Origin of the sequence: Streptomyces sp. NPDC002669 (assembly GCF_042889165.1) — a bacterium.
Taxonomy (GTDB): domain Bacteria; phylum Actinomycetota; class Actinomycetes; order Streptomycetales; family Streptomycetaceae; genus Streptomyces.
In genome coordinates this window covers 33,710-57,924 of record NZ_JBIAQQ010000032.1, presented here as the reverse complement: position 1 = coordinate 57,924, position 24,215 = coordinate 33,710, and the positions used below count along the sequence as shown (strand labels likewise).

The window sequence follows — 24,215 nt, the reverse complement described above, 5'->3', positions numbered from 1 at the left end:
CCGAGTACGCCCCCGCCCCCGGCGCCCGCCCAGGGCGCGCCCATGCCTCCCGCGCCCGCGCCGGGCGTCCCCGTGCCCCCGGCGGCCACCGCTCCGCCCCGTCCCGGGCAGCCGCCCGCCACGACCCGGCGGCGGCCCGTCGGCGCCGTGGACCTCACCCCGCGCCCGGGGACGGGACCGCCGCCCGTGCCGCCCCCGTACCCGTACCGGCAGCCACAGCCGTACTACGGCCCGCGCCCCGAGACGCCCGCCGAGACCACCACCCGGCTGCGCCCGATCCGCACCCGCCGCCCCGCCCGGACCGCGGCCGCGGCGGCCTGCGTCGTGCTCGGCCTCGGGCTGATCGGCGGTGCGGCCACCGGTACCTGGCTCACCAGCGACTCCTCGGCCGACCCCGCCGCCCGCAACGCCTACGCCGTGGGCCGTTCCGCCTGGCACAACGTCCCCGTGGACACCCTCTTCCCGCGCACCCTGGCCGGTGACGGGGCGGGCCCCGGCGGTGCCGACCGGGTCTGGACCCGGCTCGCCGTCGCCCCGGACGGCGGCTGCACGAAGGCGCTGGACCCGTTGCTGGCGAGGACGCTCGGCCCGGTCGGCTGCGAGCGGATGCTCCGGGCCACCTACACCGACGCCACGACCAGCAGCGTCACCACCGTCGGGATGATCTTCACCGAGGGCGACGAGGCGGCCATGCGGGCGCTCGGCACCCGCTTCACCGACCAGCACCTCGACCGGCGCACCGACCTGATGCCCCGCACGTACCCCGTCCGGGGCACCGTCGCCGCAGGGTTCGGCGACCGGCAGCGGGCCGGCTGGACCGTCCACGTACTGACCGAGGTGCCCGTCGTCGTGTTCGCCGTCTCCGGATTCGCCGACGGGCGCGCCGTCACCGATCCGCAGCCCGCGGCGAAGGCCATGGACCCGAAGTCGACGACCGCGGCGGCACAGGCCGGACTCGGCCACGAGGCCAAGGGCATCGCCGACCGGATCGAGCGCGGTCTGCGCCGGGCCGTCACCGACCTCACGGAGAAGCCGGAATGAGCCGCCGCACCCGCCGACACCGTGCCCTGGGCGCGGTCTGCGCCGCCACCGCGCTGGCGCTCCTGCCCGCCGCACCGGCCCGGGCCGATGCCATCCGGGACCAGCAGTGGGGGTTGCAGGCGCTCCACACCGAACAGGCGTGGCGGACCACCAAGGGCAAGGGCATCACCGTCGCCGTCGTCGACACCGGGGTCGACGGCAGCCTCCCCGACCTGGCCGGACAGGTGCTGCCCGGCAAGGACATGATCGGTTTCGGCGCGGGCCGCGGCGACCGTTCCTGGGCCCGGCACGGCACGGCGATGGCGGGCATCATCGCGGGGCGCGGCCACGGGACGGGAGGCGACGAGGGGGTGCTCGGCATCGCGCCGGAGGCGAAGATCCTTCCGGTCCGGGTGATCCTCGAAGCCTCCGACCCGGCCCGCTCCAAGGCCCGCAAGTCGCGCGGCACGGCCCTCGCCGACGGCATCCGCTGGGCCGCCGACCAGGGCGCCGACGTCATCAACCTCTCACTCGGCGACGACAGCAAGTCCGCGCACCCCGAACCGGGCGAGGACGCGGCCATCCAGTACGCCCTGAAGAAGGGCGCCGTCGTCGTCGCCTCCGCGGGCAACGGCGGCGAGAAGGGCGACCACATCTCGTACCCCGCCGCCTACCCCGGGGTGATAGCGGTCACCGCCGTCGACCGGTACGGCACCCACGCGGCGTTCTCCACCCGCCGCTGGTACGCCGCGGTCAGCGCCCCAGGCGTCGACATCGTCGTCGCCTCGCCCGACCGCCAGTACTACGTGGAGTGGGGCACCTCCGCCGCCGCCGCGTTCGTCTCGGGCGCGGTCGCGCTGGTCCGCGCCGCGCACCCGGACCTGACGCCCGCCCAGGTCAAGAAGCTCCTCACGGACACCGCCCGCAGCTCCCCGGCGTCCGGCCGCGACGACGCCCGGGGGTATGGCATCGTCGATCCCGTCGCGGCGATCGAGGCCGGGGCGAAGCTCCGCCCCGCCGACCTGCGGGCCGGGGCCGGGTACCGCAAGCAGTACTTCGGCCCCGGCCCCAGCCCCGCGCGGCACGAGAACATCCCCGCGGGCTGGCTCGCCGCCGGTGCGGGCGCCCTCGGCGCGCTCCTGCTGGCACTGGCCGTGGTGCTCTGGCGCGGCAGGGGCCGCGGCCCGGCCACCGGCCGGAACTGACCGCCCCGCCGACCGCTCCCGCAGCGTCCGGCGGGGGCTTCCGGGAAACGGCCGGTCCGCCCCGTCGACGGGGCGGGCAGGGCCAGGGACTACGCTCGCCCCGTGGCGCTGAAGAACATTCCGGACCCCGGTTACTCCGACGACGACGGCACGGCCGACCCGGCCCTGACCGCGGCACTCGCCGCGTGGGCCGCGGACCGGAAGGCGGTCGGCCCGGTGCTCGAAGCCCTCAGGGGTGCCCGGCTGCTGGTCCCGGTCGTCGCCGTGCTGGGGGAGGTGGAGGAGGACGAGAACGGATTGCGTCGCGAGAAGACCAGCGACATGGCCGTCCCCACCCTCCGGGCGGGGGGCCGCCGGGCCCTGCCCGCCTTCACCTCGACCGCGTCGCTGGCCCGCTGGGACCCGCAGGCCCGCCCCGTGGCCGTCCCCCTCCACCAGGCGCTCCAGGCCGCCGCGCACGAGAAGGCGGACACGGTCGTCCTCGACCTCGCGGGACCGGTCGCCTTCGAACTGACCGGCTCCGCGCTGCTCGCCCTCGCCGAGGGCCGCACCAGCGCCGACCCGCTGGACGACCCGGCCGTCGCCTCGGCGGTGCGGGCCGCGGTCGCCGCCGAGCCCGCGGTGCTCCGCGCCCACCTCGGCCCCGGCTCCGCCGACGGCACCCTCGCCCTCGTCCTCGCCCCCGACGCGAACCCCGCCGACGTCGCCCGCCGGGTCGCGGGGACGCTGGCCGCCGACGAGGTGCTGCGCGCCCGGCTGGTGCGCGGCCTGGACCTGGCGCTGCTGCCGGCCGACACGGCCGCACCGGGCGAGCCCCTGTTCACCCGCTGACCGCGAAGCGGGCACCGGCACGGCCGCATGACACAGGTGAGCCCCCGCCCGGCATGGGCGGGGGCTCACCTGTTCGACAGGGGACGAGAGGCGCGGGCTCAGCCGAAGACGGGGCCGGTGTACTTCTCGCCGGGGCCCTGGCCGGGCTCGTCCGGGACGAGCGACGCCTCGCGGAACGCGAGCTGCAGCGACTTCAGCCCGTCGCGCAGCGGGGCCGCGTGGAAGGAGCTGATCTCGGTGGTGCTCGCGTCCAGCAGACCGGCCAGCGCGTGCACCAGCTTGCGGGCCTCGTCGAGGTCCTTGTGGTCGGCGCCGTCCTCGGTCAGTCCGAGCTTCACGGCGGCGGCGCTCATCAGATTGACCGCGACCGTCACGATCACCTCGACCGCGGGCACCTCCGCGATGTCGCGGGCCATGTCGTCGAAGCCGGGGGAATCACTGGTGGGGGTCGCGTCACTCATGCGCCATACGATAGGCCCACGCCGGACCCGTCCCGTCCGCGGGAGCGGGGGCGGCGGCCGGTTGGTACGCGCACCGGGGAGCTGCTAGCCTGGTGTGACGACCGGCTGGGCAGCTATGTGCCCGGCCCACAAGTGGAGGCTCCGATCTCCCACCTGGCCGTCCTTGCAGGACGGCGGGTCATCCGGTCAGGCGGTAACCATCGTTCCGTACGGACGATGGGACCGCCCGATGCGCCCCGCGGTTGACCGCGGCGGTGTTCCGGTTGTTCCAGGAGCCCCGCCTGTGTCCCGTCCGGGGCATTTTTCTTGCCCGTGTGCGGTTGGTCCCAATGAAACAGACGTTACGTGGCTGTCCGCCAGGCGGCCGCGTGGTGCTACCGAGGAGGATCCATCAGCGCCGAGCCCCGCATCAACGACCGGATTCGCGTTCCCGAGGTGCGACTTGTCGGTCCCAGCGGCGAGCAGGTCGGGATTGTTCCGCTTGCCAAGGCCCTGGAACTCGCGCAGGAGTACGACCTCGACCTGGTCGAGGTGGCGGCGACCGCCCGTCCGCCCGTGTGCAAGCTCATGGACTACGGGAAGTTCAAGTACGAGTCGGCCATGAAGGCCCGTGAGGCGCGCAAGAACCAGGCGCACACGGTCATCAAGGAGATGAAGCTCCGGCCGAAGATCGACCCGCACGACTATGACACCAAGAAGGGTCACGTCGTCCGGTTCCTCAAGCAGGGCGACAAGGTCAAGATCACGATCATGTTCCGTGGTCGTGAGCAGTCCCGCCCCGAGCTGGGCTTCCGTCTGCTCCAGCGTCTGGCTTCGGACGTGGAGGAACTCGGCTTCATCGAGTCCAACCCGAAGCAGGACGGCCGGAACATGATCATGGTTCTGGGCCCGCACAAGAAGAAGACCGAGGCGATGGCCGAGGCCCGTGAGGCCCAGGCCGCCCGCAAGGCGGGGCGTCAGGGCTCCACCCCCGACGCCGCAGCGGACCAGGTTGCCGACGAGCAGCCCGAGACACCTTCCGAGGCGTGACCTCAGGGGTCGCCATCCAGGCGGCCCCGGGTCCCCCCGGAATTCCCATCAAGATCTGACGCCCCTGCTGTCCGGTGCCCACACCGAGAGGGGCGCCACTGACGAGGAGAGAACGGCGCGATGCCGAAGAACAAGACGCACAGCGGTGCCAGCAAGCGCTTCAAGATCACCGGCTCCGGCAAGGTGCTCCGTGAGCGCGCCGGCAAGCGCCACCTGCTTGAGCACAAGTCGTCCAAGAAGACCCGCTCGCTGACCGGCACGGTCGAGCTGGCCCCGGCCGACGCCAAGAAGGTCAAGAAGCTTCTCGGCAAGTGAGCCCGCGGTCCCCGGTGCGTCCGGGGGCGGCGACCTCGACTTCAGACCGGGACCAATTCGTTTCCGGGCCGTGTGAGTCCAACCACGGCCCCGCTACAAGGAGTTAACAAGTGGCACGCGTCAAGCGGGCAGTAAACGCTCACAAGAAGCGTCGGGCGATCCTCGAGCAGGCCAGCGGTTACCGGGGCCAGCGCTCCCGTCTGTACCGCAAGGCGAAGGAGCAGGTCACCCACTCCCTCGTCTACAACTACAACGACCGCAAGAAGCGCAAGGGCGACTTCCGTCAGCTGTGGATCCAGCGCATCAACGCCGCTGCCCGCCAGAACGGCATGACGTACAACCGCCTCATCCAGGGTCTGAAGGCCGCCAACATCGAGGTGGACCGCAAGATCCTGGCCGAGCTCGCGGTCAACGACGCCAACGCGTTCGCCGCCCTCGTCGAGGTCGCCCAGAAGGCCCTCCCGAGCGACGTCAACGCCCCGAAGGCCGCCTGACCCAGGCAGCACTTCCTGCTTTTCCGAGCCGGACCCGCAGGCGCCCGCCGTCTGCGGGTCCGGCGCGTTGCACGGCACGTTCCGCACGTCCGTCCGTCGCTCCCGCACCCGCCAGCCCCGTACGCAGAGAGGCCCGCCGCCGACCATGGGCACCCCCGAACTGATCTCCCCGCGATCGCCGCGCGTCACCGCCGCCCGCCGGCTGGCCAAGCGCAACTTCCGCGGCAAGGAGCGCAGGTTCATCGCCGAGGGGCCGCAGGCTGTGCGGGAGGCCGCCGAGCACCGCGGCAGCGACGGCGAACCGACCCTGATCGAGCTGTTCGCCACCGTCGAGGCGGCCGAGCGGTACGCCGACATCGTCGCCGCCGCCCACGCGGCCGGCGCCCGGGTGCACCTCGCCGACGGGAACGTGCTCGCCGAGGTGTCCCAGACCGTCACCCCGCAGGGCCTGATCGGGGTCTGCCACTTCCTCGACTCGCCGTTCGACGAGATCCTCGCCGCGAAGCCCAGGCTGGTCGCCGTCCTGGCCCATGTGCGCGACCCGGGGAACGCGGGCACGGTGCTGCGCTGCGCCGATGCCGCGGGCGCCGACGCCGTCGTGCTCACCGACGCCTCGGTGGACCTCTACAACCCCAAGTCGGTCCGGGCCTCGGTCGGCTCGCTCTTCCACCTGCCGGTCGCCGTCGGCGTCCCGGTCGAGCAGGCCGTGCGGGGGCTGCGGGAGGCGGGCGTACGGATCCTCGCCGCCGACGGCGCGGGCGCCGACGACCTCGACGACGAGCTCGACGCGGGGACCATGGGCGGCCCGACCGCCTGGATCTTCGGCAACGAGGCGTGGGGCCTGCCGGAGGAGACCCGGGCACTGGCCGACGCCGTCGTACGCGTGCCCATCCATGGCAGGGCGGAGAGCCTCAACCTGGCGACCGCCGCGGCCGTCTGCCTGTACGCCTCCGCAAGGGCCCAGCGCCCGCGCCGCTGACGGACCACCGCACGGCCCTCCGGGGCCCGCCGGGCCCACCAGGGCCGGGCGGGCCCCGCTGCCGCTTCCTGCACCGCCCCGCCACCACCCCGCAAAGGCAAAGAGGGAGAGCCGCTTCCGGTACGCCCGAGGGGGGCGTACGCGGGCGGGTGCCCGGGATCACGGGCGCACCGGGGGCGCTGTCCGGCGGCGCTCGTGCCGCACCCGCCGGACCGCGGGCCGCAGCAGTGCGCCCCCGCAGGGTGTCGCTCCGTCACCGACGACTAGTAGGGTGGCGAACTCGGGGGCCCACTGCACCGGTTCGAGAGGTGGGGTACGGGATATGGCTGTCGGCATGAGCAGGCCGCGCGAGACGCACACCGCAGTCGTGCGCGGATGCGAACGCCCGGACGGGGCGGACGAGCCGACCGGGGAGTCGGACCTCGTCACCACCGCCATCGGCGTCGACCCCGACGACCTGCCCGACGGCCTCGTCGTCGCCGACGAGAACGGCCGGGTCGTCTGCTTCAACTCCGCCGCGGTCCGGATCACCGCCGTGCCCCGCGACGCCGCCCTCGGCCTGCCCCTGGAACAGGCACTGCCGCTGGAGGACCTCAAGGGCCGCCGCTGGTGGGCGCTGACCGATCCGTACGGCGGTCTCGCCACCCGGGTCGGCCAGCCCGAACGCAATCTGCTGCTGCCCGGCGGCCGGGAGGTCCTGGTCTCCGCCCGGTACGTGCGCGAGCACCCCACCGGCCCCGTGCGCCGGCTGGTCGTCTCGCTGCGCGGCACCGAGGCCCGCCGCCGCACCGAGCGCAGCCACGCCGAGCTGATCGCGACCGTCGCCCACGAGCTGCGCTCCCCGCTGACCTCGGTCAAGGGCTTCACCGCGACCCTCCTCGCCAAGTGGGAGCGGTTCACCGACGACCAGAAGCGCCTGATGCTGGAGACCGTCGACGCCGACGCCAACCGCGTCACCCGGCTCATCACCGAACTGCTCGACATCTCCCGGATCGACTCGGGACGGCTGGAGCTGCGACGCCAGCCCGTGGACCTCTCCGCGGCCGTCGAACGCCACGTCCAGGCCCTCACCGCGAACGGCCAGACCCCCGACCGCTTCCTCGTGCGCACCTGCCAGCCGCTGCCCGTGGTCTGGGCCGATCCGGACAAGGTCGACCAGGTCCTCGGCAACCTGCTGGAAAACGCGGTGCGCCACGGCGAGGGAACCGTCACCATCGAAGTCGCACCCGCACCCGCGAAGAGCGACGAGAAGGGAACGGCCGTCACCGTGAGCGACGAAGGTCCCGGCATCCCCGAGGAGTCGATGGGCCGTGTCTTCACCCGCTTCTGGCGGGGGAGCAAGCGCGGCGGCACCGGACTGGGCCTCTACATCGTCAAGGGCATCGTCGAGGCGCACGGCGGCACGATCACGGTCGGCCGCGGCCCCGGCGGCGGGGCGGAGTTCCGATTTATCCTGCCCGTGAGCACGCCGGCCTACCTGGTCTGAGCAGCCCACGGGCCTCTCACACGTTCCACGGCCCTTAGACTCGACTTTTGGCACCTTTGCGTCCGCCTGCCGTCGAGCAGCCGGGCCGCGGGGTCCGGGGCGTACCCGGTTCAGAGCATTACCAGCCAATCGGAAGCACGGGAAGAGATGTCGGCACCGAACAAGTCGTACGACCCAGTCGAGGTCGAGGCACTGAAACCGGAAGAGATCGAGCGCATGCGGGACGAGGCGTTCGCCGCCTTCGCCGCCGCCGGTGACCTCGACGCGCTCGCCCAGGCGAAGACCGCGCACACCGGTGGCACCTCGCCCCTCGCGCTCGCCAACCGCGAGATCGGCGCGCTGCCGCCGCAGGCCAAGGCCGAGGCGGGCAAGCGCGTGGGCCAGGCCCGCGGCGCCGTGAACAAGGCCCTCGCCGCCCGCCAGGCGGAGCTGGAGGCCGAGCGGGACGCCCGCGTGCTGGTCGAGGAGGCGGTGGACGTCACGCTGCCCTACGACCGCACCCCGGCCGGTGCCCGTCACCCGCTGACGACCTTCATGGAGCGCGTCGCGGACGTCTTCGTGGCCATGGGCTACGAGGTCGCCGAGGGCCCCGAGGTGGAGGCGGAGTGGTTCAACTTCGACGCCCTGAACTTCGTGCCCGACCACCCGGCCCGGCAGATGCAGGACACCTTCTTCGTCCAGGGCGCCGACGGTGCGAAGACCGACGAGTCCGGCGTCGTGCTGCGCACGCACACCTCGCCCGTCCAGGCCCGCTCCCTGCTCGACCGGGAACCCCCCGTCTACGTCGTCTGCCCCGGTCGCGTCTACCGCACCGACGAGCTGGACGCGACGCACACCCCGGTCTTCCACCAGATCGAGCTGCTGGCCGTCGACGAGGGCCTCACCATGGCCGACCTCAAGGGCACCCTCGACCACATGGTCCAGGCGCTCTTCGGACCGGACATGAAGACCCGGCTGCGGCCGAACTTCTTCCCGTTCACCGAGCCGTCCGCCGAGATGGACATGGTCTGCTACGTCTGCCGCGGCGCGTCCGTCGGCAACCCCGACCGCCCCTGCCGCACCTGCGGCAGCGAGGGCTGGATCGAGCTCGGCGGCTGCGGCATGGTCAACCCCAAGGTGCTCGTCGCCTGCGGCGTCGACCCCCAGAAGTACAGCGGATTCGCCTTCGGGTTCGGCATCGAACGGATGCTGATGTTCCGCCACAACGTAGAAGACATGCGAGACATGGTCGAGGGTGACGTCCGGTTCACCCGGCCGTTCGGGATGGAGATCTGATGCGGGTCCCGCTTTCCTGGCTGCGGGAGTACGTCGACCTGCCGGCGACGGAGACCGGCCGGGACGTACAGGCCAAGCTCATCGGTGTGGGGCTGGAGGTCGAGACCGTCGAGCAGATCGGCGCCGGCCTCAAGGGCCCGCTGGTCGTCGGGCAGGTACTGACCATCGAGGAGCTGGAGGGCTTCAAGAAGCCCATCCGTTTCTGCACGGTCGACGTCGGCAACGCCAACGGCACCGGTGAGCCGCAGGAGATCGTCTGCGGCGCCCGCAACTTCGCCGTCGGCGACAAGGTCGTCGTGGTCCTCCCGGGCGCCGTGCTGCCCGGCGACTTCGCGATCGCCGCCCGCAAGACGTACGGCAAGACCTCGCACGGCATGATCTGCTCCACCGGCGAGCTCGGCATGGGCGACGACGGCACGCACGGCATCATCGTGCTGCCGCCGGAGCACGAGGCCGGCACCGACGCGATCGAGCTGCTCCAGCTCGTCGACGAGGTCCTCGACATCGCCGTCACGCCCGACCGCGGCTACTGCCTCTCCATGCGCGGCGTCGCCCGCGAGACCGCCATCGCGTACGGGCTGCCGCTGCGCGACCCGGCGCTCCTGGACGTGCCCGCGCCGAACGCCTTCGGCTACCCGGTCAAGGTCGCCGACCCGCTGGGCTGCGACAAGTTCACCGCGCGCACCGTCGTCGGCCTGCAGCCCGAGGCCCGTTCCCCGATCTGGCTGCAGCGCAGGCTGCAGAAGGCCGGGATGCGCCCGATCTCGCTCGCCGTCGACATCACCAACTACGTGATGCTGGAGCTCGGCCAGCCGCTGCACGCCTACGACCGCACCCGCATCGAGGGACCGATCGGGGTGCGTCGCGCCCAGCAGGGCGAGAAGCTCACCACCCTCGACGGCACGGTCCGCGTCCTGGACGCCGAGGACCTGGTCATCACCGACGACCGCGGACCGATCGGCCTCGCGGGCGTCATGGGCGGCGCCAACACCGAGATCGCCGACCTCCAGGAAGGCGCCGGGACCACCGAGGTCGTCATCGAGGCCGCGCACTTCGACGCGATCTCGATCGCCCGGACCGCGCGCCGCCACAAGCTGTCCTCCGAGGCGTCCAAGCGCTTCGAGCGCGGCGCCGACCCGCAGGCCGCGGCCGCCGCCGCGCAGCGCACCGTCGACCTGCTGGTGCTGCTGGCCGGCGGCACCGCCGAGAGCGGCGTCACCGAGATCAGCGCGCCCTCCGCGCCCCGCACCATCGCGATGCCGGCGAACCACCCCGACCGGGTGGCCGGTGTCGAGTACGGCCGCGAGACCGTCGTGCGCCGCCTCCAGGAGGTCGGCTGCGACGTCTACGGGCAGGACGAGCTGATCGTCACCGTGCCGTCCTGGCGTCCCGACCTCGGCGAGCCGAACGACCTCGCCGAGGAGGTCATCCGGCTGGAGGGCTACGAGAACCTCCCCTCCACCCTCCCGACCCCGCCCTCCGGCCGCGGGCTCACCGACCGCCAGCGGCTGCACCGCAGGATCGGCCGGGCGCTCGCCGGGGCCGGTTACGTCGAGGCGCTGAACTACCCGTTCATCGGCGACGCCGTCCTCGACCGGCTCGGGCTGGAGGCCGACGACGCCCGCCGCCGCACCGTCAAGATCGTCAACCCGCTCTCCGACGAGGAACCGGCGCTGCGCACCACGCTGCTGCCGGGCCTGCTCGGCGCACTGCGGCGCAACGACGGCCGCGGCAGCCACGACCTCGCGCTCTTCGAGACCGGCCTGGTCTTCAGGCCGACCGGCACCGAGACGAAGGCCGTACGGCTGCCCGTCGACCGCCGTCCCACCGACGAGGAGATCGCCGGGCTCGATGCCTCGCTGCCGCGTCAGCCGCGCCGTGCCGCGGTCGTCCTCGCGGGCGCCCGCGAGCAGGCCGGCTGGTGGGGCAGGGGCCGCCCGGCCGACTGGGCGGATGCCATCGAGGCCGCCCGCACCATCGCCCGCGAGGCCGGTGTCGAGGTGACCGTCCGCAGCGACCGGCACACGCCGTGGCACCCCGGCCGGTGCGCCGCGCTGTACGTCACGGTCGACGGCGAGGAGACCCTCTTCGGGCACGCCGGCGAGCTGCACCCGCGGGTCGTCAAGGAGTTCCACCTGCCCGAGCGCACCTGCGCCATGGAGGTCGAGCTCGACGTCCTGGAGCAGGCCGTCGACGGCGTGCTCCGGGCGCCCCGGATCTCCACCTTCCCGGTGGCGACCCAGGACGTCGCGCTGGTCGTCGCGCAGGACGTCCCGGCCGCCGACGTGGAGCGGGCGCTGCGCGACGGCGCGGGCGAGCTCCTCGAATCGGTGCGGCTGTTCGACGTCTTCACCGGTGAGCAGATCGGCGGGGGGAACAAGTCCCTGGCGTACGCGCTGCGGTTCCGCGCCGCGGACCGCACGCTGACCGTCGACGAGGCCACGGCCGCGCGCGACGCCGCGGTGGCGCTGGCCGCCGAGCGCACCGGCGCGGTGCTGCGGGGCGCGTGACGGGAAACGGCCGTACGGCCCCCGCCACCGGGTGATCCGGCGGCGGGGGCCGTACGGGTGTGAGGAGGGGCGCGTCCGGCCGGACGCGCCCCTCCTGCGTGCTCGCGGGCGGCGGGATCGCACCCGGGCCCCGGCGCGGCCCGGGGAGGACCCGGCCCCGTGCCGACCCCGTGGCCACCCTCCGATCCGTGGGCAGTGGGTCGTGCGATCCGGCGCCGTCCGGGCTGCCACGGAGTGCCGGGCAGGTCGGCAGGACGGACGGCGCGGGTGCGGGTCGTCGTGCTGTACGAGGGGGAGCGGACGACCCGTCCGCCTCTTGCGAGGCGACTGATTCAACCGACCCGCGCACCGGCGCGACAGGGTGCGCAGCGGGACGGTTCGGGCATTCCGTTCACACCCCGTGTGAATCGTGCTCCACTGGTGCGACACGTCTCGGCGTGCCGAACCACCGGAGGGGCACATGGGAGCGACGGAGCCCAACATTCTGCTGGCGGCCCTGATCGAGGAAGCGGGCGTCTCCCGGGCGGGCCTCGCCGCACACGTCAACCGGGCCGGTGACTCCCGAGGGCTCCCGCTGCGGTACGAACACACCGCGGTGGCCCGCTGGCTGAAGGGGCAGCGCCCGCGCGGCCGGGTGCCGGACCTGATCTGCGAGGTGCTCGGGAGCCGGCTGGGCCGGCCCGTCTCGCTGGACGACATCGGCATGGCGGAGGCGGGCACCGGCTCGCCCGGCCCCGGCTGCCCGTTCACCGGGTTCGTCGAACGGGCCACCGCGCTGTGGCGCTCGGACGAACAGGGGCGCCCCCGTCCGCCCGCCCCGGCCCCCGTCGCGGGAACCGCGGCGGTGATGCCCGTCTGGGAGTGGGAGAACCCGCCCGAGGACGCCGACGTCTCCCGCGACGGCCCGGTCCGCGTCGGCGCGGCCGACCTGGTGACCCTGCGCGCGGCCCGCACCCACTACGAACTGATGTACCGCAGGACCGGCGGAATAGCGGCCAGGCCCCGGGTCGCCGGCTTCCTGAACTCCGTGGTCGCCCCGCTGCTGCGCGGCGGGTACGACGACGCCACCGGCCGACGGCTGTACCGGGCGGCGGGCGGGCTGGTCGCGATGGCGGGGATCTGCGCGTACGACTGCGACCTGCACGGTCTGGCCCAGCGCCACTTCCACCAGGCGCTGCGGCTGGCCAAGGCGAGCGGGGACCGGGGGTTCGGCGGCTATGTGATCGCCCTGCTCGTCAACCAGTCGCTGTTCCTCGCCGAGTACCGGCAGTCCGTCGCCTTCGCACAGGCGGCGCTGCGGGCCGCCGGGGGACGGCTCGGCCCCGCCCTCACCGCCGACCTGTACGCGATGCAGGCCAAGGCGTACGCCCGCCTCGGCGACGCGGGCGGCGCCGGGGAGTGCATCCGGCGCGCGGAGGCGGAGGCGGCGCGCATGCGGCCGGGGCAGGAGCCGGCCGAGGCGGGATACGTCCAGCCGGGCCTGGTCGACGTGCAGGTCGCCGAGGCGCTGCTCGTCCTCGGCGACCTGGCGGGGGCCGGGGAGCACGCGGCGGCGGCGGTACGGCACCCGGCGCACGACCGGGGCCGGGTGCACCGGCTGGCGGTGCTGGCCCAGGTCGAGCTGGGCCGGGGCGAGGCGGACCGGGCGGCGGCCACCGCGGTGGAGATGGCCGCACTGGCCGGGGGGATGGAGTCGCGGCGGCTGCGCGACCGGCTGCGTACCGTGCGCGAGGGCCTGGCCGCGAGCGGTGGCGCCGAGGCGGGCCGGGCCGCCGAACTGATCGACGGGGCCCTGTGCGTACCGCTGTGAGCCCGTGGCCCGTGGCCGGTGGGGCGGGGCCGGGAAAGCGGACGGGGCCGGCCGGGGGATCGCCCCGGCCGGCCCCGTCGGGCACAGCGGTGAGGAATCAGGAGTACGGGTAGAAGCCCGACCCCGTCTTGCGGCCGAGCCGGCCCGCGTCGACCATCCGCTGGAGCAGCGGCGGCGCGGCGTACAGCGGCTCCTTGAACTCCGCGTACATCGAGTCGGCGACCGAGGCCACCGTGTCGAGCCCGATCAGGTCGGAGAGCTTGAGCGGGCCCATGGGGTGGGCGCAGCCGAGCTCCATGCCGTTGTCGATGTCCTCACGGCTGGCGATCCCCGACTCGAACATCCGGATCGCCGAGAGCAGGTACGGGATCAGCAGCGCGTTGACCACGAAGCCGGAGCGGTCCTGGGCGCGGATCGGGTGTTTGCCGAGGACCTCCTGCACCAGCGCCTCGGAGCGCTTGACCGTCTCGTCGGACGTGGTCAGCGCGGGGATCAGCTCGACGAGCTTCTGCACCGGCGCCGGGTTGAAGAAGTGGATGCCGATGACCTGGTCGGGGCGGGAGGTCGCCACGGCCAGCTTCACCAGCGGGATGGAGGAGGTGTTCGAGGCGAGGATCGCGTCCTGCCGGGTCACCACCTGGTCGAGTACCTGGAAGATCTCGGTCTTGACCTGTTCGTTCTCCACGACGGCCTCGATGACGAGATCGCGGTCGGCGAACTCCCCGAGGTCGGTGGTGAAGCTCAGACGGGCGAGTGTCCCGTCCCGCTCCTCCGGAGTGATCTTGCCGCGTTCGGCGGCCTTCGAGAGGGAGTTGTGCAACCGGGTGCGGCCGATCTCCAGCGCCTCACCGGTGGTCTCGGCCACCAGGACCTCGAGACCACTGCGGGCGCACACTTCCGCGATGCCCGCGCCCATCTGGCCGCAGCCCACCACTCCGACGCGTGCAATGTCGGCCATAGAGTCCGTCACCTCGTGCCTTTCGCTGTTCTCCGTGTCGCAGGTTCCCGTCTGATTCCGGTGCCCGCCCCGACCCCCCGACGTTACTCCGCGTCCTGCGGGTCATTGCGGGCCGGGGCGGGCATGCTCTGCGTTACGCCCGAATACGGGGGCGACGGATGATGACGACGATGCCAAAGAGACGGCAGGTGCAACAAATGCGGCAGATGGCCAGAAGAGGCTTCGTGGCGGGTGCGGCCGGGGTGGTCGCGGGCGCGGTGGGCGGTGTCGCCGCGGCGGGCGACGCCTTCGCGGGCCCCTCCAGGGGGGTCGGTGACTCCCTCGCCGCCCCGTCCGGCGGCCCCGACGCGACGGAGCACGCCGGACGGGGCCGGGTCGTCCGGCGCGAGCTGCGCGGGATGTGGGTCGCCACCGTCGCCAACCTCGACTGGCCCTCGGCACCGGGCCTGACGGCGGCCGCGCAGCGGGCCGAGCTGATCGCGTACCTCGACGAGGCCGTCGACCGGCGGCTGAACACCGTGATCCTCCAGGTGCGGCCGACCGCCGACGCGCTGTGGCCCTCGCCCTACGAGCCGTGGGCCCAGTACCTCACCGGCGTCCAGGGCAAGGACCCCGGCTGGGACCCGCTGGGCACCGCCGTCCACGAGGCGCACCGCCGCGGCCTGGAACTGCACGCCTGGTTCAACCCCTACCGGGTCGCCAACCACACCGACCCGTCCCGGCTGGCACCAGGGCACCCGGCCAGGGTGCACCCCGACTGGGTGCTGCCGTACGGCGGGAAGCTCTACTACAACCCCGGCATCCCCGAGGTCCGCCGCTTCGTCCAGGACGCGATGCTCGACGCGGTCCGCCGCTACGACATCGACGCGGTGCACTGGGACGACTACTTCTACCCGTACCCGGTGGCGGGGCAGGTCTTCGACGACGACGCCACGTACGAGAAGTACGGTGCGGGCTTCCCGGACAAGGCCGCCTGGCGGCGGGACAACACCGACCGGCTGGTGCGGGAGACCGCCGAGAGGATCAAGCAGATCAGGAAGAACGTCCAGTTCGGGGTCAGCCCGTTCGGCGTGTGGCGCAACGCCGCCACCGACCCGCTCGGCTCCGACACGAAGGCCGGTGTGCAGACCTACGACGACCTGTACGCCGACACCCGTGGCTGGGTGAGGAAGGGCTGGATTGATTACATTTGCCCGCAGATCTACTGGAACATCGGCTTCGCCGCCGCCGACTACGCCAAGCTGCTGCCCTGGTGGGCCGAGACGGTCCGGGGTACCGGCGTCGACCTGTTCGTGGGGGAGGCGCTCTACAAGGCGGGCGACCCCGCCCAGCCCGCCGCCTGGCAGGACCCGGCCGAACTCTCCCGCCACATCGCCTTCGCCGCCGGCTACGACCAGGCGCGCGGCCATGTCTACTTCTCGGGGAAGAGCGTGGTGAACGACCCGATCGGGGCCATGGACCGGGTGGTGGCCGACCACTACCGCAACCGGGCGCGCCCGCCCCGCTGAGGGAAGGCCGCGTCCGCCCCGCCGACAGCAGGGGCGGGGCGGACGCGACGAGCACCGTGGCCGGGCCGGCCGGTTTCCCGGCGGCCCGGCCACGGGCGTCCCGGGGCGAAGGGAAGCGTCGGGCCACTGGTGGCCGTTACGGAGTCTTCCGGGGGTCGGTGTGCTGTACGACGCTGTCGGGACCGGGTGAAATCAGGTGCTCGTGTCCGTCCTCGAAGCGGACGCGGTAGGGGGGAGTGCCCCCGGCCCCGAGCACTTCGACGATCTCTGCGACCTTGTCGTGCTGCCCCACGGTCCTGCCGTGTGTCAGCAGCCGGTCGCCCGCGTGTGCCTCCATCGCGACTGACCTCCTCACGGGTGGCGGTCCATGTCGACAAGTCTATGTCCGCAGGGCGACTTCGCCCGGTGGGGAGCGGCGGGCCCCGGTACCGGCCGGGCGGAGGGGCGGGTGGGGGAGCCGTCGGGGAAGGAATCGAGTGTTCCGGAGCCCCGAACCGCACTGGTGGGCCCAACTTGCTTGTGGATCAGGCGAGTTCAAGCCATCGGGCGGACGTGGCGCGGTCGGGTCCGGGCGCAGGTTGACCCGCGTAGACCCTCTTGACCGAAAGGACGTTCGGCCCCACGATCACGGCCATGACTTTTCGAGTCTCGCTCGTGACCGCGGCGCGTGGCTCCGCGCTGCTCGCCGAACGTTTCGACGACGACCGGCCGCTCGACGAGGCCGGCTGGCACGAGGTCCAACTCGCCGCGCGCGCCCTGATGCCCCTGGGCGCCGCCGAGTTGCGCTACTGCTCGCCCACCCCGCGCAGCCGTGCCACCGGGGACGCGCTCGGCTTCGCCCCGCTCGTCCAGCCGGCCCTGCGCGACTGCGACATGGGCCGCTGGCGCGGGTACACCCTCGCCGACATCACGGCGTGCGAACCGGCGGCGGTCGATGCCTGGCTCGCCGACCCGCGCTCCGCCCCGCACGGCGGGGAACCGCTGCTCGCGTTCATCTCGCGGATAGGGGGCTGGCTGGACACCCGGCCCGCGTGCGACGGGGCCATCGTCGCCGTCGCCGAACCCGCGGTGGTCCGGGCCGCGCTCGTCTACGCGCTCAAGGCCCCGCCCGCGACGTACTGGAGCGTGGACGTCGGGCCGCTCTCCATGGTCACGCTCACCGGTGTGCCGGGCCGCTGGAGCCTGAGGCTCGAAGCGGGGACCCACTGACCGTCCGGCTCCGCCGGGCGGGACCCTTCCCGCCGGTCCGGCCGGTCGGTGCGTTGCGTGTCCAGGCCGTCCGGCGCGTCCGACGGGTGCCGTCCGGGCGGGAGGAGCCGCCGTGCCACGGGTCCACGACCGGTGCGACGACCGTTTCTCCGCGGTGCGGGCCGCGTTCGAGGAAAATTTTCGGGAGCGCGGGGAGCCGGGCGCGGCCGTCTCCGTACTGATCGGTGGGTGGCCCGTGGCCGACCTCCGGGGCGGCTGGGCCGACGGCGCCCGCACCCGTCCCCGGGAGCGGGAGACGCTGGTCAACGTCTGGTCCACGGCCAAGGGCCCGACCGCGCTGTGCGCCCGCCTCCTCGCCGACCGGGGCCTGCTGGACCTCGATGTGCCGGTCGCCGCGTACTGGCCGGAATTCGCCGCGGTGGGCAAGGGGGCCGCGCTCGTGTGTCATTTGTTCTCGCACCGCGCGAACCGCACACCCTGGCCGAGCTCTGCGACGGGGACCTGACCACCGCCCGGCCGACGGCGGCCGAGCGCGTCCGCGAGGGGCAGGGCGTCTGCCGGGACCTGGTGCTCGGCGAGGGCTTCGGCCGCGACACGGAGATCGCCCTCGGGGTCCGGCCGAGCGGACCCGAGGGTTCGTACGGGCCCGATCCGCGGGCCTTCGGCCATGACGGCGCCGATGGCTCCTGCGGCCTGGCCGGCCCGGAGGCCGACCTCGCCCTCGGGTACGTGATGAACCGGATGGGGTTGGCGATCTCGGACGACCCGCGCAAGATGGCCCTGGTCGAGGCGGTGTACGGGGCGCTCGGCGGCCGTACGGGGTGGAGCCCGTCGGTGCGTACGGCGACGGCTCGACGGGTCGGCCCCGGACGCCCGGCTGCCCCGCGCCCCGAACGCGCCGGGTCACCGGCGCGCCCGGGGCGCGGGGGATGCTCACTTCCTCCGGCTCACTCCTTCCCCGGGGCCTCCTGGGGGGAGACGGAGACGATGGCGAGGGCCTCGGCGATGGCCGTCTCGGCAGTCGCCTTGTCGATACCGAGACCGGTCAGCACACCCTCCCCGTCCTCCTGCTCCAGCAGGGCCAGCAGGATGTGCTCGGTGCCGATGAAGTTGTGGCCCATCCGCAGGGCTTCCCGGAACGTCAGCTCCAGCGCCTTGCGGGCCCCGGCGTCGTACGGGATGAGGTCGGGCACCTCGGCGGCCGGGCCGGGCAGCGCCTCGGCCGCGGCCCGCCGGATGTCCTCGGCCGTGACGCCCTGGGCCTTGATGAACACGCCGGCCAGCCCCTCCGGCTCACTGAGCAGCCCCAGTACGAGGTGCTCGGGGCGGATCTCGTCGTTGCCCGCTTCGCGGGCCTCGTTCTGCGCGGCCATCACCACGTTCCGGGCCCGCGGGGTGAAGCGGCTGAAGCCCTGGCTGGGGTCGAGGTCCGAGACCTCGCCCGGGTCCTTGGCGACGAACCGCTTCTGGGCCGCCTGCCTGGTCACCCCCATGCTCTTGCCGATCTCCGTCCAGGAGGCGCCCGAGCGCCGGGCCTGGTCCACGAAGTGCCCGATCAGGTGGTCGGCCACGTCGCCGAGGTGGTCCGCGGCGATGACGGCGTCGGCGAGCTGGTCGAGGGCGTCGGTGTGCACCTTCTTGATGGCCTCGATCAGGTCGTCGAGGCGTACGGGGTTGCTCATGCGTACGGGATTCTCCATGTGTCAACCGTAGGTTGACAGTGTTCTGATGTCAACCCTCGGTTGACAGTCCGTGGACGGGTCCCTTCGCCGGGCTCCTTCACCGGTTCGAGAGGCAGAAGACGCAGTCCTCCCACCAGGCCGGTGCGGACAGGACCCGGTGCCGTACGCACATGGCCGTGGCGGCCTCCTCGGGGGTGGGGAAGAGGGAGGGGCCCCGCTCGTCGGCGTCGACGCCGGCGGGGACGAACGTCTCGACCATCTCCCGGTAACGCCGCAGGCTGTTCTCGATGAACGGCGGGTCGTAGCCCAGCTCGTCCCACCGGTGCCTGCGCAGCGCGAGGTCGAGCACCCGCAGCACGAAGTCCTTCGCCGCGTCCCGTTCCTGCGGGGAGCGGCCCCAGTCGATGTCCTCCAGGTCGAAGCCGACCGCTCCACGTCCCATGGCCGACTGGTCCTGCCGGCACAGCAGCGCGGCGAAGCGGTGCTCCCAGAGGGTGTCGGCGAGTTCGGACACGGCCAGCATCAGCACGTCGACGAAGACTTCCGTGCCCCCGTTGGTCAGGTACAGCGTGCGGTCCCCGACGCCGAAGGTGTTCCCCATGCCCGTCACCGTACCGAGGGTGACGGAGCCCGTGCGGGGAGGCGGAAAGCAGCAGGCCCCCGACGGGGACCGTCGGGGGCCTGCTGCGTTTCAGCGGTTCGGGGTGCGGGTCAGAGGACGCCGCTGTCCGCGATGGTGATCTTCGCCTTGGGGCGGCCGCTCTGCGAACCGAGGGCCTCGATCTTCTTGACCAGGTCCATGCTCTCCTGGTTGTCGACCTCGCCGAACACCACGTGCTTGCCGTCCAGCCACGACGTCACGATCGTCGTGATGAAGAACTGCGAACCGTTGGAGTTCGGGCCGGCGTTGGCCATGGACAGCAGACCCGGCTTGGTGTGCTTGAGCTCGAAGTTCTCGTCGGCGAACTTGGCACCGTAGATGCTCTTGCCGCCCGTGCCGTCGCCACGGGTGAAGTCGCCGCCCTGCAGCATGAACTCCGGGATGATGCGGTGGAAGGACGACCCCTTGTAGCCGAAGCCCTCCTCGCCGGTCGCCAGCTTCCGGAAGTTCTCCGCCGTCTTCGGGACGACGTCGTCGAACAGCTTGAAGGTGATCCGGCCCGCGGGCTGGTCGTCGATGGTGATGTCGAAGTAAACCTTGCTCGTCATGGGGACCATCCTGACATCGACCGGCCCGGTGTCGACAATCGGGAGTCCCTTGCGGTGCCGTGCCCGGCAGCCCGTACCGTCCCGCGGCCGCGCACGCCCTTCCCCTCGCCCCTTCCCGCCCCCTCGGACCCCTGCCCGCTCCCGCGCCCGGTCCTTCCCCGTCCGGCTCGATCCGGGCGGAGGATCTAGCCTGGTGGAGGGGCTGCCCGAGGAGGTCCGACGTGACGGTGGAGACCGAGACGGCGGCCGGGACACGGCGGGTTCCCGGCGGTTTTCCGGGTGCCGAGGACATCCGCTACCCGCCCGTCGCCGAGCACGGCCTGATCGGCGACCTGCGCAGCGCGGCGCTGGTGGACACCCGGGGCACCATCGACTGGTACTGCTGTGCGCGCTTCGACGCGCCCAGTGTCTTCGCCTCGATCCTGGACGCGGACCGGGGCGGTTCCTTCGAGCTGGCCGCCGACACCCCCGCCCGCACCAAACAGTTCTACTTCCCCGACACCAACGTGCTGATCACCCGCTTCTTCGCCGAGGACGGCGTCGGTGAGATCCAGGACTTCATGCCCGTCGTCGACGACTCGCGCGAGGCAGACCGGCACCGGCTGATCCGCCGCGTGGTGTGCGTACGAGGATCGCTGCCGTTCCGCGCCCGGGTGGCACCCCGCTTCGAGTACGGGGCCCGACCGCACACGGTACGGGCCGGGCACGGCCAGGCGGTCTTCGAGACGCCCGCGCTCACCCTCGCCCTGACGGCCAGCGTGCCCCTGGAGGTCGCCGGGCCGGACGTGTGGTCGCTGTTCAAACTGCACGAGGGCGAGTCCGCCGTCTTCGCCCTGGACCGGATCGGCGGCGACGTGGCTCCCCGCTTCTGCCCGCTGTCCGAGGCGGAGCAGCAGTTCAACGCCACCGTCGGGTACTGGAGACGGTGGCTGTCCCGGTCGCGCTACCGCGGCCGCTGGCGGGAGATGGTGCACCGCTCCGCCCTCACTCTGAAGCTCCTCACCTACGCCCCGACCGGCGCCATCATCGCCGCACCGACCACCAGCCTGCCCGAACGCATCGGCGGCGAACGCAACTGGGACTACCGCTACGTGTGGATCCGCGACGCCGCGTTCTGCGTGTACGCGCTGCTCAGGCTCGGCTTCACCGAGGAGGCCGAGGCGTTCATGGGCTTCCTCTCCGAGCACGTCCAGCTGGAGGTGCCGACGGGCGACGGGGCGGCGGGGACGAGCCGCGGCGCCGGCCCGCTGCAGATCATGTACGGCATCGACGGGCGCCGCGAGCTGCCCGAACGCGAGCTGTCCCATCTGGAGGGCTACCGGGGCTCGGCCCCCGTGCGCGTCGGCAACGGCGCCGTCGGCCAGCTGCAACTGGACATCTACGGGGCGCTGATCGACGCCCTCTACCTCTACGACAAGTGGGGGCAGCCCATCTCCAGCGCGCACTGGGAGAGCATCGGAGAGGTGGTCGACTGGGTGTGCAACCACTGGGACCAGCCCGACCAGGGGATCTGGGAGAGCCGGGGCGCCGGCGAGAACCACCTCTACTCGCGGCTGATGTGCTGGGTGGCCGTCGAACGCGCCATGCGGCTGGCCCAGCACCGCGGACTGCCCGTCGACATCGTGCGGTGGGGGCGGGCCCGCGACGCGATCTACCGCCGGATCATGGACCACGGCTGGTCCGCCGAACGCAATGCCTTCGTCCAGTACGAGGGGGGCCAGGTCCTCGACGCCTCCCTGCTGATGATGCCGCTGGCGAAGTTCATCTCCCCCACCGACCCGAAGTGGCTCGCCACGCTGGACGCGCTGGGGGAGGACCTGGTGTCCGACTCGCTGGTCTACCGCTACGACCCGCAGGCCAGCCCGGACGGCCTGCGCGGCGACGAGGGCACGTTCTCGATCTGCTCGTTCTGGTACGTGGAGGCGCTGACCCGGGCCGGCCGGCTCGACGAGGCCCGGCTCGCGTTCGAGAAGATGCTCACCTACGCCAACCACCTCGGCCTGTACGCGGAGGAGATCGGCCGCACCGGCGAGCAGACGGGGAACTTCCCGCAGGCGTTCACCCATCTCGCACTGATCAGCGCGGCCTTCAACCTCGACCGCGCCCTCGGCTGAGAGCCGGCCCCACGGGAAAAGGAGTGCGCCCCGCGAGCGCGCCTCGGGCAGGATGGCCGCCGTGCATGAGGACGGGAGACGCCGCGGCCACGGGCGGTACACGCTGACGGAGACGGAGCACGGCCGGGCCTGGGGGGTGTGCGACGCGGTGGACGGGTTCTTCGGGGAGCCGCGGCGAGGGACGTACGAACTGTTCGGCTGGGTGCCGGAGGGCCCCGAGGTGCGGGGCTGGATCGGCAACCGGACGTGGCTGGTGCCGGACGACGGGACGATCGACCCCTGGCTGCTGGAGGACGCGCAGAGCCCGGGGCGGCTCCCCGGGGCGGACAGCCTCGTGCTCACCGGTGCGGACGACTACGAGGGCCCGCCCGAAGGGCACCGGGGCCGCGTCCGGGTGCACGACGGCCACCGATGGCTGGGCTCCTGCCGGGAGTTCACCCGCATCCTGCCGCGGGAACGGCCCGCACCCCCGTTCGTCCTGCGGGGACTCGCCCCGGACGACCGGCTGCGGGCGGCCCTGGCGAAGGGCACCCGGCGGGCCCTGGACCTGGAGCAGGCCGCCCTGGAGATACGGGACGACGGGGGCCGGCCGCTCACCGAACGACTGCTCTGGGCCAGGATCACGGACTGGCGCCCGTCCTCCGTCGGGGGCGATCTGATCGACCTGGAACTCGACGGGTACTTCTTCGAGCCCGCCCCCGAACACGTCCGGCCCGTCTGGGAGCGGTGGCTCGCCGGGCCGCCGGACGCCCCGGGCGCCTGGGCGGGCCTCGACACCCGGCGCCGCTGGGCCTGGCACGACCTGGTCCGGGAACGGGCCGCCCACCGCCCCGCCGGTGACCGGCCGGCCGGTCACACCTACGAACTCGACGGCCGGTACGTCACCGACGAACCGGGCTTCTACCTGGCGCTCGGCGAGGCGGTGAACGGGCCGGGCGGCTACTTCGGCGGCTGTCTGCCCGCCCTCGACGACTGCCTGGGCGGCACCTTCGGCTACACCGCACCCGCGACCCTGCTCTGGCGGGACTCCGCGACCGCACGCGCGCACCTGTCCCGGACCCTGACGCCGGAGGGTCTGCCCTGCGACCTGTTCGCCGTCCTCCTCGACGCCCTCGCCCGGGGCGGCATGCGCGTCATCCGGGCGTGAGCCGGGGCCGCCGGCCCGAAAACCCGTCGAACCCCGCGCGGCGCGCTGTCTACGCTGCGCCCCATGGCTGATCCGGAGACCATCACGGGCGCCTGCGACCGGCTGGTCCGGCTCGTGGCGCCACCGGCCGCTCCCGTGGACGCCCACGGGGACTGGGCCGCGGCGGAGGCGGCGGCCGGGACCCGGCTGCCCGGCGACTACGTGCGACTGGTCGGGACCTACGGCTGGGGGGAGTTCTGCGACTTCCTCTACCTCCGCACGCCCTTCGGCACGAGCGAGCACAACACCGTCGAGTGGCAGGGCGCCCGTCTCACGGGAGTCGCCGAACGGGACCGCGAGAGCTACCCGTACCCGCTGCACCCGGCCCCCGGCGGGCTGCTGGTCTGGGGTACGACCATGGACGCCGACCGGCTGTGCTGGCTGACCGTCGGGCACCCCGACGACTGGCCCGTGGTGGTGTGGTGCAGCGAGGGCCGGTACGAGACCCACGACATGGGGGCGGCCGCCTTCATCGAGGGCTGGGCCGCCGGGCGGATCGAATCCCGGCTGCTCGTGGAGATGGAGCCGGACCTGGCACCGTGGTTCAACGCCTTCCGTCCCCGTGTCCACCGCTGCCTGCGCCTGTCCGAGGGCTCCGTGCCCCACGCCGAACGCCTGCGGCTGCTGCGCGAGGCGCTGGCCCCCACCTCGGACCGGGGCACGTGGCGCTCCGAGGACGGCCGCATGGGGCAGGACCACTTCGCCACCGTCGACACCGACTGGCTGCTCACGTACGACCTGTCCTGCCCCCACCAGATCCGGGTCGACTTCCCGCCCGAGGACGGCGAGCGGGCCCGTCGGCGCCTCTTCGCCGCCGCCCGGCTCATGGGATGCGAGGTCCTCCGGATCACGGGCGCGCCGGGAACGCCCCTGCCGTCCTGGGACGCGACCGAGGACGGGTGAGGCCCGCCGCGCCGACGTACGTGGTCTCCCT

General features: G+C 73.1%; 22 protein-coding genes and 1 pseudogene. 17 read left to right on the top strand and 6 right to left on the bottom strand.

Going from position 1 to position 24,215, the window contains the following annotated elements:
* Nucleotides 1–147 precede the first annotated feature (147 nt).
* From ACFYW1_RS33455 to ACFYW1_RS33445, 3 genes are all read left to right on the top strand, one after another.
* Nucleotides 148–1,041, top strand: a complete 894-nt coding sequence (locus ACFYW1_RS33455; protein ID WP_389001976.1) for a hypothetical protein — start codon at nucleotides 148–150, stop codon at nucleotides 1,039–1,041.
* A complete protein-coding gene (gene mycP, locus ACFYW1_RS33450) occupies nucleotides 1,038–2,225 on the top strand; it encodes a type VII secretion-associated serine protease mycosin (RefSeq protein WP_389001863.1) in 1,188 nt (395 codons plus the stop codon). The genes ACFYW1_RS33455 and mycP overlap by 4 nt, the downstream gene beginning before the upstream one ends.
* A 102-nt stretch (nucleotides 2,226–2,327) precedes the next feature.
* Nucleotides 2,328–3,056 carry an SseB family protein gene (locus ACFYW1_RS33445; protein ID WP_389001860.1) on the top strand — a complete coding sequence of 243 codons (729 nt, stop codon included), beginning with the start codon at nucleotides 2,328–2,330 and terminating at the stop codon, nucleotides 3,054–3,056.
* 98 nt (nucleotides 3,057–3,154) lie between these two features.
* On the opposite strand, the gene ACFYW1_RS33440 is transcribed toward ACFYW1_RS33445, so the two are convergent.
* A complete protein-coding gene (locus ACFYW1_RS33440) occupies nucleotides 3,155–3,517 on the bottom strand; it encodes a DUF1844 domain-containing protein (RefSeq protein ID WP_389001857.1) in 363 nt (120 codons plus the stop codon).
* Between the two features lie 345 nt (nucleotides 3,518–3,862).
* Here ACFYW1_RS33440 and infC point away from each other — a divergent pair, with 345 nt between their 5' ends.
* The 8 genes from infC (at nucleotide 3,863) to ACFYW1_RS33400 (ending at nucleotide 13,415) form a co-directional block, all read left to right on the top strand.
* Nucleotides 3,863–4,546 (top strand): translation initiation factor IF-3, encoded by a 684-nt coding sequence (infC, locus tag ACFYW1_RS33435; protein WP_389001854.1) that lies wholly within the window; start codon nucleotides 3,863–3,865, stop codon nucleotides 4,544–4,546.
* Nucleotides 4,547–4,666: 120 nt separating this feature from the next.
* Nucleotides 4,667–4,861, top strand: coding sequence for a 50S ribosomal protein L35 (gene rpmI / locus ACFYW1_RS33430; protein WP_114243588.1), 195 nt, complete (start codon nucleotides 4,667–4,669; stop codon nucleotides 4,859–4,861).
* 110 nt (nucleotides 4,862–4,971) lie between these two features.
* Nucleotides 4,972–5,355 carry a 50S ribosomal protein L20 gene (gene rplT, locus ACFYW1_RS33425; protein ID WP_018103794.1) on the top strand — a complete coding sequence of 128 codons (384 nt, stop codon included), beginning with the start codon at nucleotides 4,972–4,974 and terminating at the stop codon, nucleotides 5,353–5,355.
* A 145-nt stretch (nucleotides 5,356–5,500) separates the two neighbouring features.
* Entirely contained in the window at nucleotides 5,501–6,334 is an 834-nt protein-coding gene (locus tag ACFYW1_RS33420) for a TrmH family RNA methyltransferase (RefSeq protein WP_389001849.1), read from the top strand.
* Nucleotides 6,335–6,656: 322 nt separating this feature from the next.
* Nucleotides 6,657–7,820 (top strand): ATP-binding protein, encoded by a 1,164-nt coding sequence (locus ACFYW1_RS33415; RefSeq protein ID WP_389001846.1) that lies wholly within the window; start codon nucleotides 6,657–6,659, stop codon nucleotides 7,818–7,820.
* 147 nt (nucleotides 7,821–7,967) lie between these two features.
* Nucleotides 7,968–9,095: a phenylalanine--tRNA ligase subunit alpha gene (gene pheS, locus ACFYW1_RS33410; protein WP_389001843.1), complete on the top strand. Its 1,128-nt coding sequence runs from the start codon at nucleotides 7,968–7,970 to the stop codon at nucleotides 9,093–9,095.
* Complete coding sequence (pheT, locus tag ACFYW1_RS33405) at nucleotides 9,095–11,605, top strand: phenylalanine--tRNA ligase subunit beta (protein WP_389001840.1); 2,511 nt, start codon at nucleotides 9,095–9,097, stop codon at nucleotides 11,603–11,605. The genes pheS and pheT overlap by 1 nt, the downstream gene beginning before the upstream one ends.
* 460 nt (nucleotides 11,606–12,065) lie before the next feature.
* The gene (locus tag ACFYW1_RS33400) at nucleotides 12,066–13,415 is read left to right on the top strand and encodes a transcriptional regulator (protein ID WP_389001837.1); all 1,350 of its coding nucleotides are present in this window, start codon (nucleotides 12,066–12,068) and stop codon (nucleotides 13,413–13,415) included.
* 97 nt (nucleotides 13,416–13,512) lie between these two features.
* Here ACFYW1_RS33400 and ACFYW1_RS33395 read toward each other — a convergent pair whose 3' ends face one another.
* Nucleotides 13,513–14,373 carry a 3-hydroxybutyryl-CoA dehydrogenase gene (locus ACFYW1_RS33395; RefSeq protein WP_148833550.1) on the bottom strand — a complete coding sequence of 287 codons (861 nt, stop codon included), beginning with the start codon at nucleotides 14,371–14,373 and terminating at the stop codon, nucleotides 13,513–13,515.
* Nucleotides 14,374–14,570: 197 nt separating this feature from the next.
* Between ACFYW1_RS33395 and ACFYW1_RS33390 the strand changes: the two genes are divergently transcribed.
* Nucleotides 14,571–15,881 carry a glycoside hydrolase family 10 protein gene (locus ACFYW1_RS33390; RefSeq protein WP_389001973.1) on the top strand — a complete coding sequence of 437 codons (1,311 nt, stop codon included), beginning with the start codon at nucleotides 14,571–14,573 and terminating at the stop codon, nucleotides 15,879–15,881.
* Between the two features lie 136 nt (nucleotides 15,882–16,017).
* Here the strand turns inward: ACFYW1_RS33390 and ACFYW1_RS33385 are convergent, their stop codons facing one another.
* On the bottom strand, nucleotides 16,018–16,218 hold the full coding sequence (locus ACFYW1_RS33385; protein ID WP_389001834.1) for a DUF1918 domain-containing protein: 201 nt from the start codon (nucleotides 16,216–16,218) through the stop codon (nucleotides 16,018–16,020).
* A 296-nt stretch (nucleotides 16,219–16,514) separates the two neighbouring features.
* Between ACFYW1_RS33385 and ACFYW1_RS33380 the strand changes: the two genes are divergently transcribed.
* Together ACFYW1_RS33380 and ACFYW1_RS33375 are read left to right on the top strand one after the other, a co-directional pair.
* Nucleotides 16,515–17,090, top strand: coding sequence for a histidine phosphatase family protein (locus ACFYW1_RS33380; RefSeq protein WP_389001831.1), 576 nt, complete (start codon nucleotides 16,515–16,517; stop codon nucleotides 17,088–17,090).
* Nucleotides 17,091–17,202: 112 nt separating this feature from the next.
* Nucleotides 17,203–17,897, top strand: a pseudogene (locus ACFYW1_RS33375) (serine hydrolase); the annotation flags it as partial.
* Between the two features lie 140 nt (nucleotides 17,898–18,037).
* Here ACFYW1_RS33375 and ACFYW1_RS33370 read toward each other — a convergent pair.
* From ACFYW1_RS33370 to ACFYW1_RS33360, 3 genes are all read right to left on the bottom strand, one after another.
* The gene (locus tag ACFYW1_RS33370; RefSeq protein WP_389001828.1) at nucleotides 18,038–18,790 is read right to left on the bottom strand and encodes a Clp protease N-terminal domain-containing protein; all 753 of its coding nucleotides are present in this window, start codon (nucleotides 18,788–18,790) and stop codon (nucleotides 18,038–18,040) included.
* A 79-nt stretch (nucleotides 18,791–18,869) separates the two neighbouring features.
* Nucleotides 18,870–19,373 (bottom strand): hypothetical protein, encoded by a 504-nt coding sequence (locus ACFYW1_RS33365; protein ID WP_389001825.1) that lies wholly within the window; start codon nucleotides 19,371–19,373, stop codon nucleotides 18,870–18,872.
* Nucleotides 19,374–19,483: 110 nt separating this feature from the next.
* On the bottom strand, nucleotides 19,484–19,981 hold the full coding sequence (locus ACFYW1_RS33360; protein WP_389001822.1) for a peptidylprolyl isomerase: 498 nt from the start codon (nucleotides 19,979–19,981) through the stop codon (nucleotides 19,484–19,486).
* 221 nt (nucleotides 19,982–20,202) lie between these two features.
* Between ACFYW1_RS33360 and ACFYW1_RS33355 the strand changes: the two genes are divergently transcribed.
* The 3 genes from ACFYW1_RS33355 (at nucleotide 20,203) to ACFYW1_RS33345 (ending at nucleotide 24,184) form a co-directional block, all read left to right on the top strand.
* A complete protein-coding gene (locus ACFYW1_RS33355) occupies nucleotides 20,203–22,095 on the top strand; it encodes a glycoside hydrolase family 15 protein (protein WP_389001819.1) in 1,893 nt (630 codons plus the stop codon).
* Nucleotides 22,096–22,147: 52 nt separating this feature from the next.
* On the top strand, nucleotides 22,148–23,242 hold the full coding sequence (locus ACFYW1_RS33350; protein WP_389001816.1) for a hypothetical protein: 1,095 nt from the start codon (nucleotides 22,148–22,150) through the stop codon (nucleotides 23,240–23,242).
* A 63-nt stretch (nucleotides 23,243–23,305) separates the two neighbouring features.
* Nucleotides 23,306–24,184, top strand: coding sequence for an SMI1/KNR4 family protein (locus tag ACFYW1_RS33345; RefSeq protein WP_389001813.1), 879 nt, complete (start codon nucleotides 23,306–23,308; stop codon nucleotides 24,182–24,184).
* Nucleotides 24,185–24,215: the final 31 nt, after the last annotated feature.

Bases quoted from the DNA above. Each gene is read 5' to 3' on its own strand.
- mycP (WP_389001863.1), top strand. From the start codon at position 1,038: ATGAGCCGCCGCACCCGCCGACACCGTGCCCTGGGCGCGGTCTGCGCC.
- ACFYW1_RS33440 (WP_389001857.1), bottom strand. From the start codon at position 3,517: ATGAGTGACGCGACCCCCACCAGTGATTCCCCCGGCTTCGACGACATG.
- rpmI (WP_114243588.1), top strand. From the start codon at position 4,667: ATGCCGAAGAACAAGACGCACAGCGGTGCCAGCAAGCGCTTCAAGATC.
- ACFYW1_RS33420 (WP_389001849.1), top strand. From the start codon at position 5,501: ATGGGCACCCCCGAACTGATCTCCCCGCGATCGCCGCGCGTCACCGCC.
- ACFYW1_RS33415 (WP_389001846.1), top strand. From the start codon at position 6,657: ATGGCTGTCGGCATGAGCAGGCCGCGCGAGACGCACACCGCAGTCGTG.
- pheS (WP_389001843.1), top strand. From the start codon at position 7,968: ATGTCGGCACCGAACAAGTCGTACGACCCAGTCGAGGTCGAGGCACTG.
- pheT (WP_389001840.1), top strand. From the start codon at position 9,095: ATGCGGGTCCCGCTTTCCTGGCTGCGGGAGTACGTCGACCTGCCGGCG.
- ACFYW1_RS33400 (WP_389001837.1), top strand. From the start codon at position 12,066: ATGGGAGCGACGGAGCCCAACATTCTGCTGGCGGCCCTGATCGAGGAA.
- ACFYW1_RS33395 (WP_148833550.1), bottom strand. From the start codon at position 14,373: ATGGCCGACATTGCACGCGTCGGAGTGGTGGGCTGCGGCCAGATGGGC.
- ACFYW1_RS33390 (WP_389001973.1), top strand. From the start codon at position 14,571: ATGCGGCAGATGGCCAGAAGAGGCTTCGTGGCGGGTGCGGCCGGGGTG.
- ACFYW1_RS33385 (WP_389001834.1), bottom strand. From the start codon at position 16,218: ATGGAGGCACACGCGGGCGACCGGCTGCTGACACACGGCAGGACCGTG.
- ACFYW1_RS33380 (WP_389001831.1), top strand. From the start codon at position 16,515: ATGACTTTTCGAGTCTCGCTCGTGACCGCGGCGCGTGGCTCCGCGCTG.
- ACFYW1_RS33370 (WP_389001828.1), bottom strand. From the start codon at position 18,790: ATGGAGAATCCCGTACGCATGAGCAACCCCGTACGCCTCGACGACCTG.
- ACFYW1_RS33365 (WP_389001825.1), bottom strand. From the start codon at position 19,373: ATGGGGAACACCTTCGGCGTCGGGGACCGCACGCTGTACCTGACCAAC.
- ACFYW1_RS33360 (WP_389001822.1), bottom strand. From the start codon at position 19,981: ATGACGAGCAAGGTTTACTTCGACATCACCATCGACGACCAGCCCGCG.
- ACFYW1_RS33350 (WP_389001816.1), top strand. From the start codon at position 22,148: ATGGCCGCCGTGCATGAGGACGGGAGACGCCGCGGCCACGGGCGGTAC.
- ACFYW1_RS33345 (WP_389001813.1), top strand. From the start codon at position 23,306: ATGGCTGATCCGGAGACCATCACGGGCGCCTGCGACCGGCTGGTCCGG.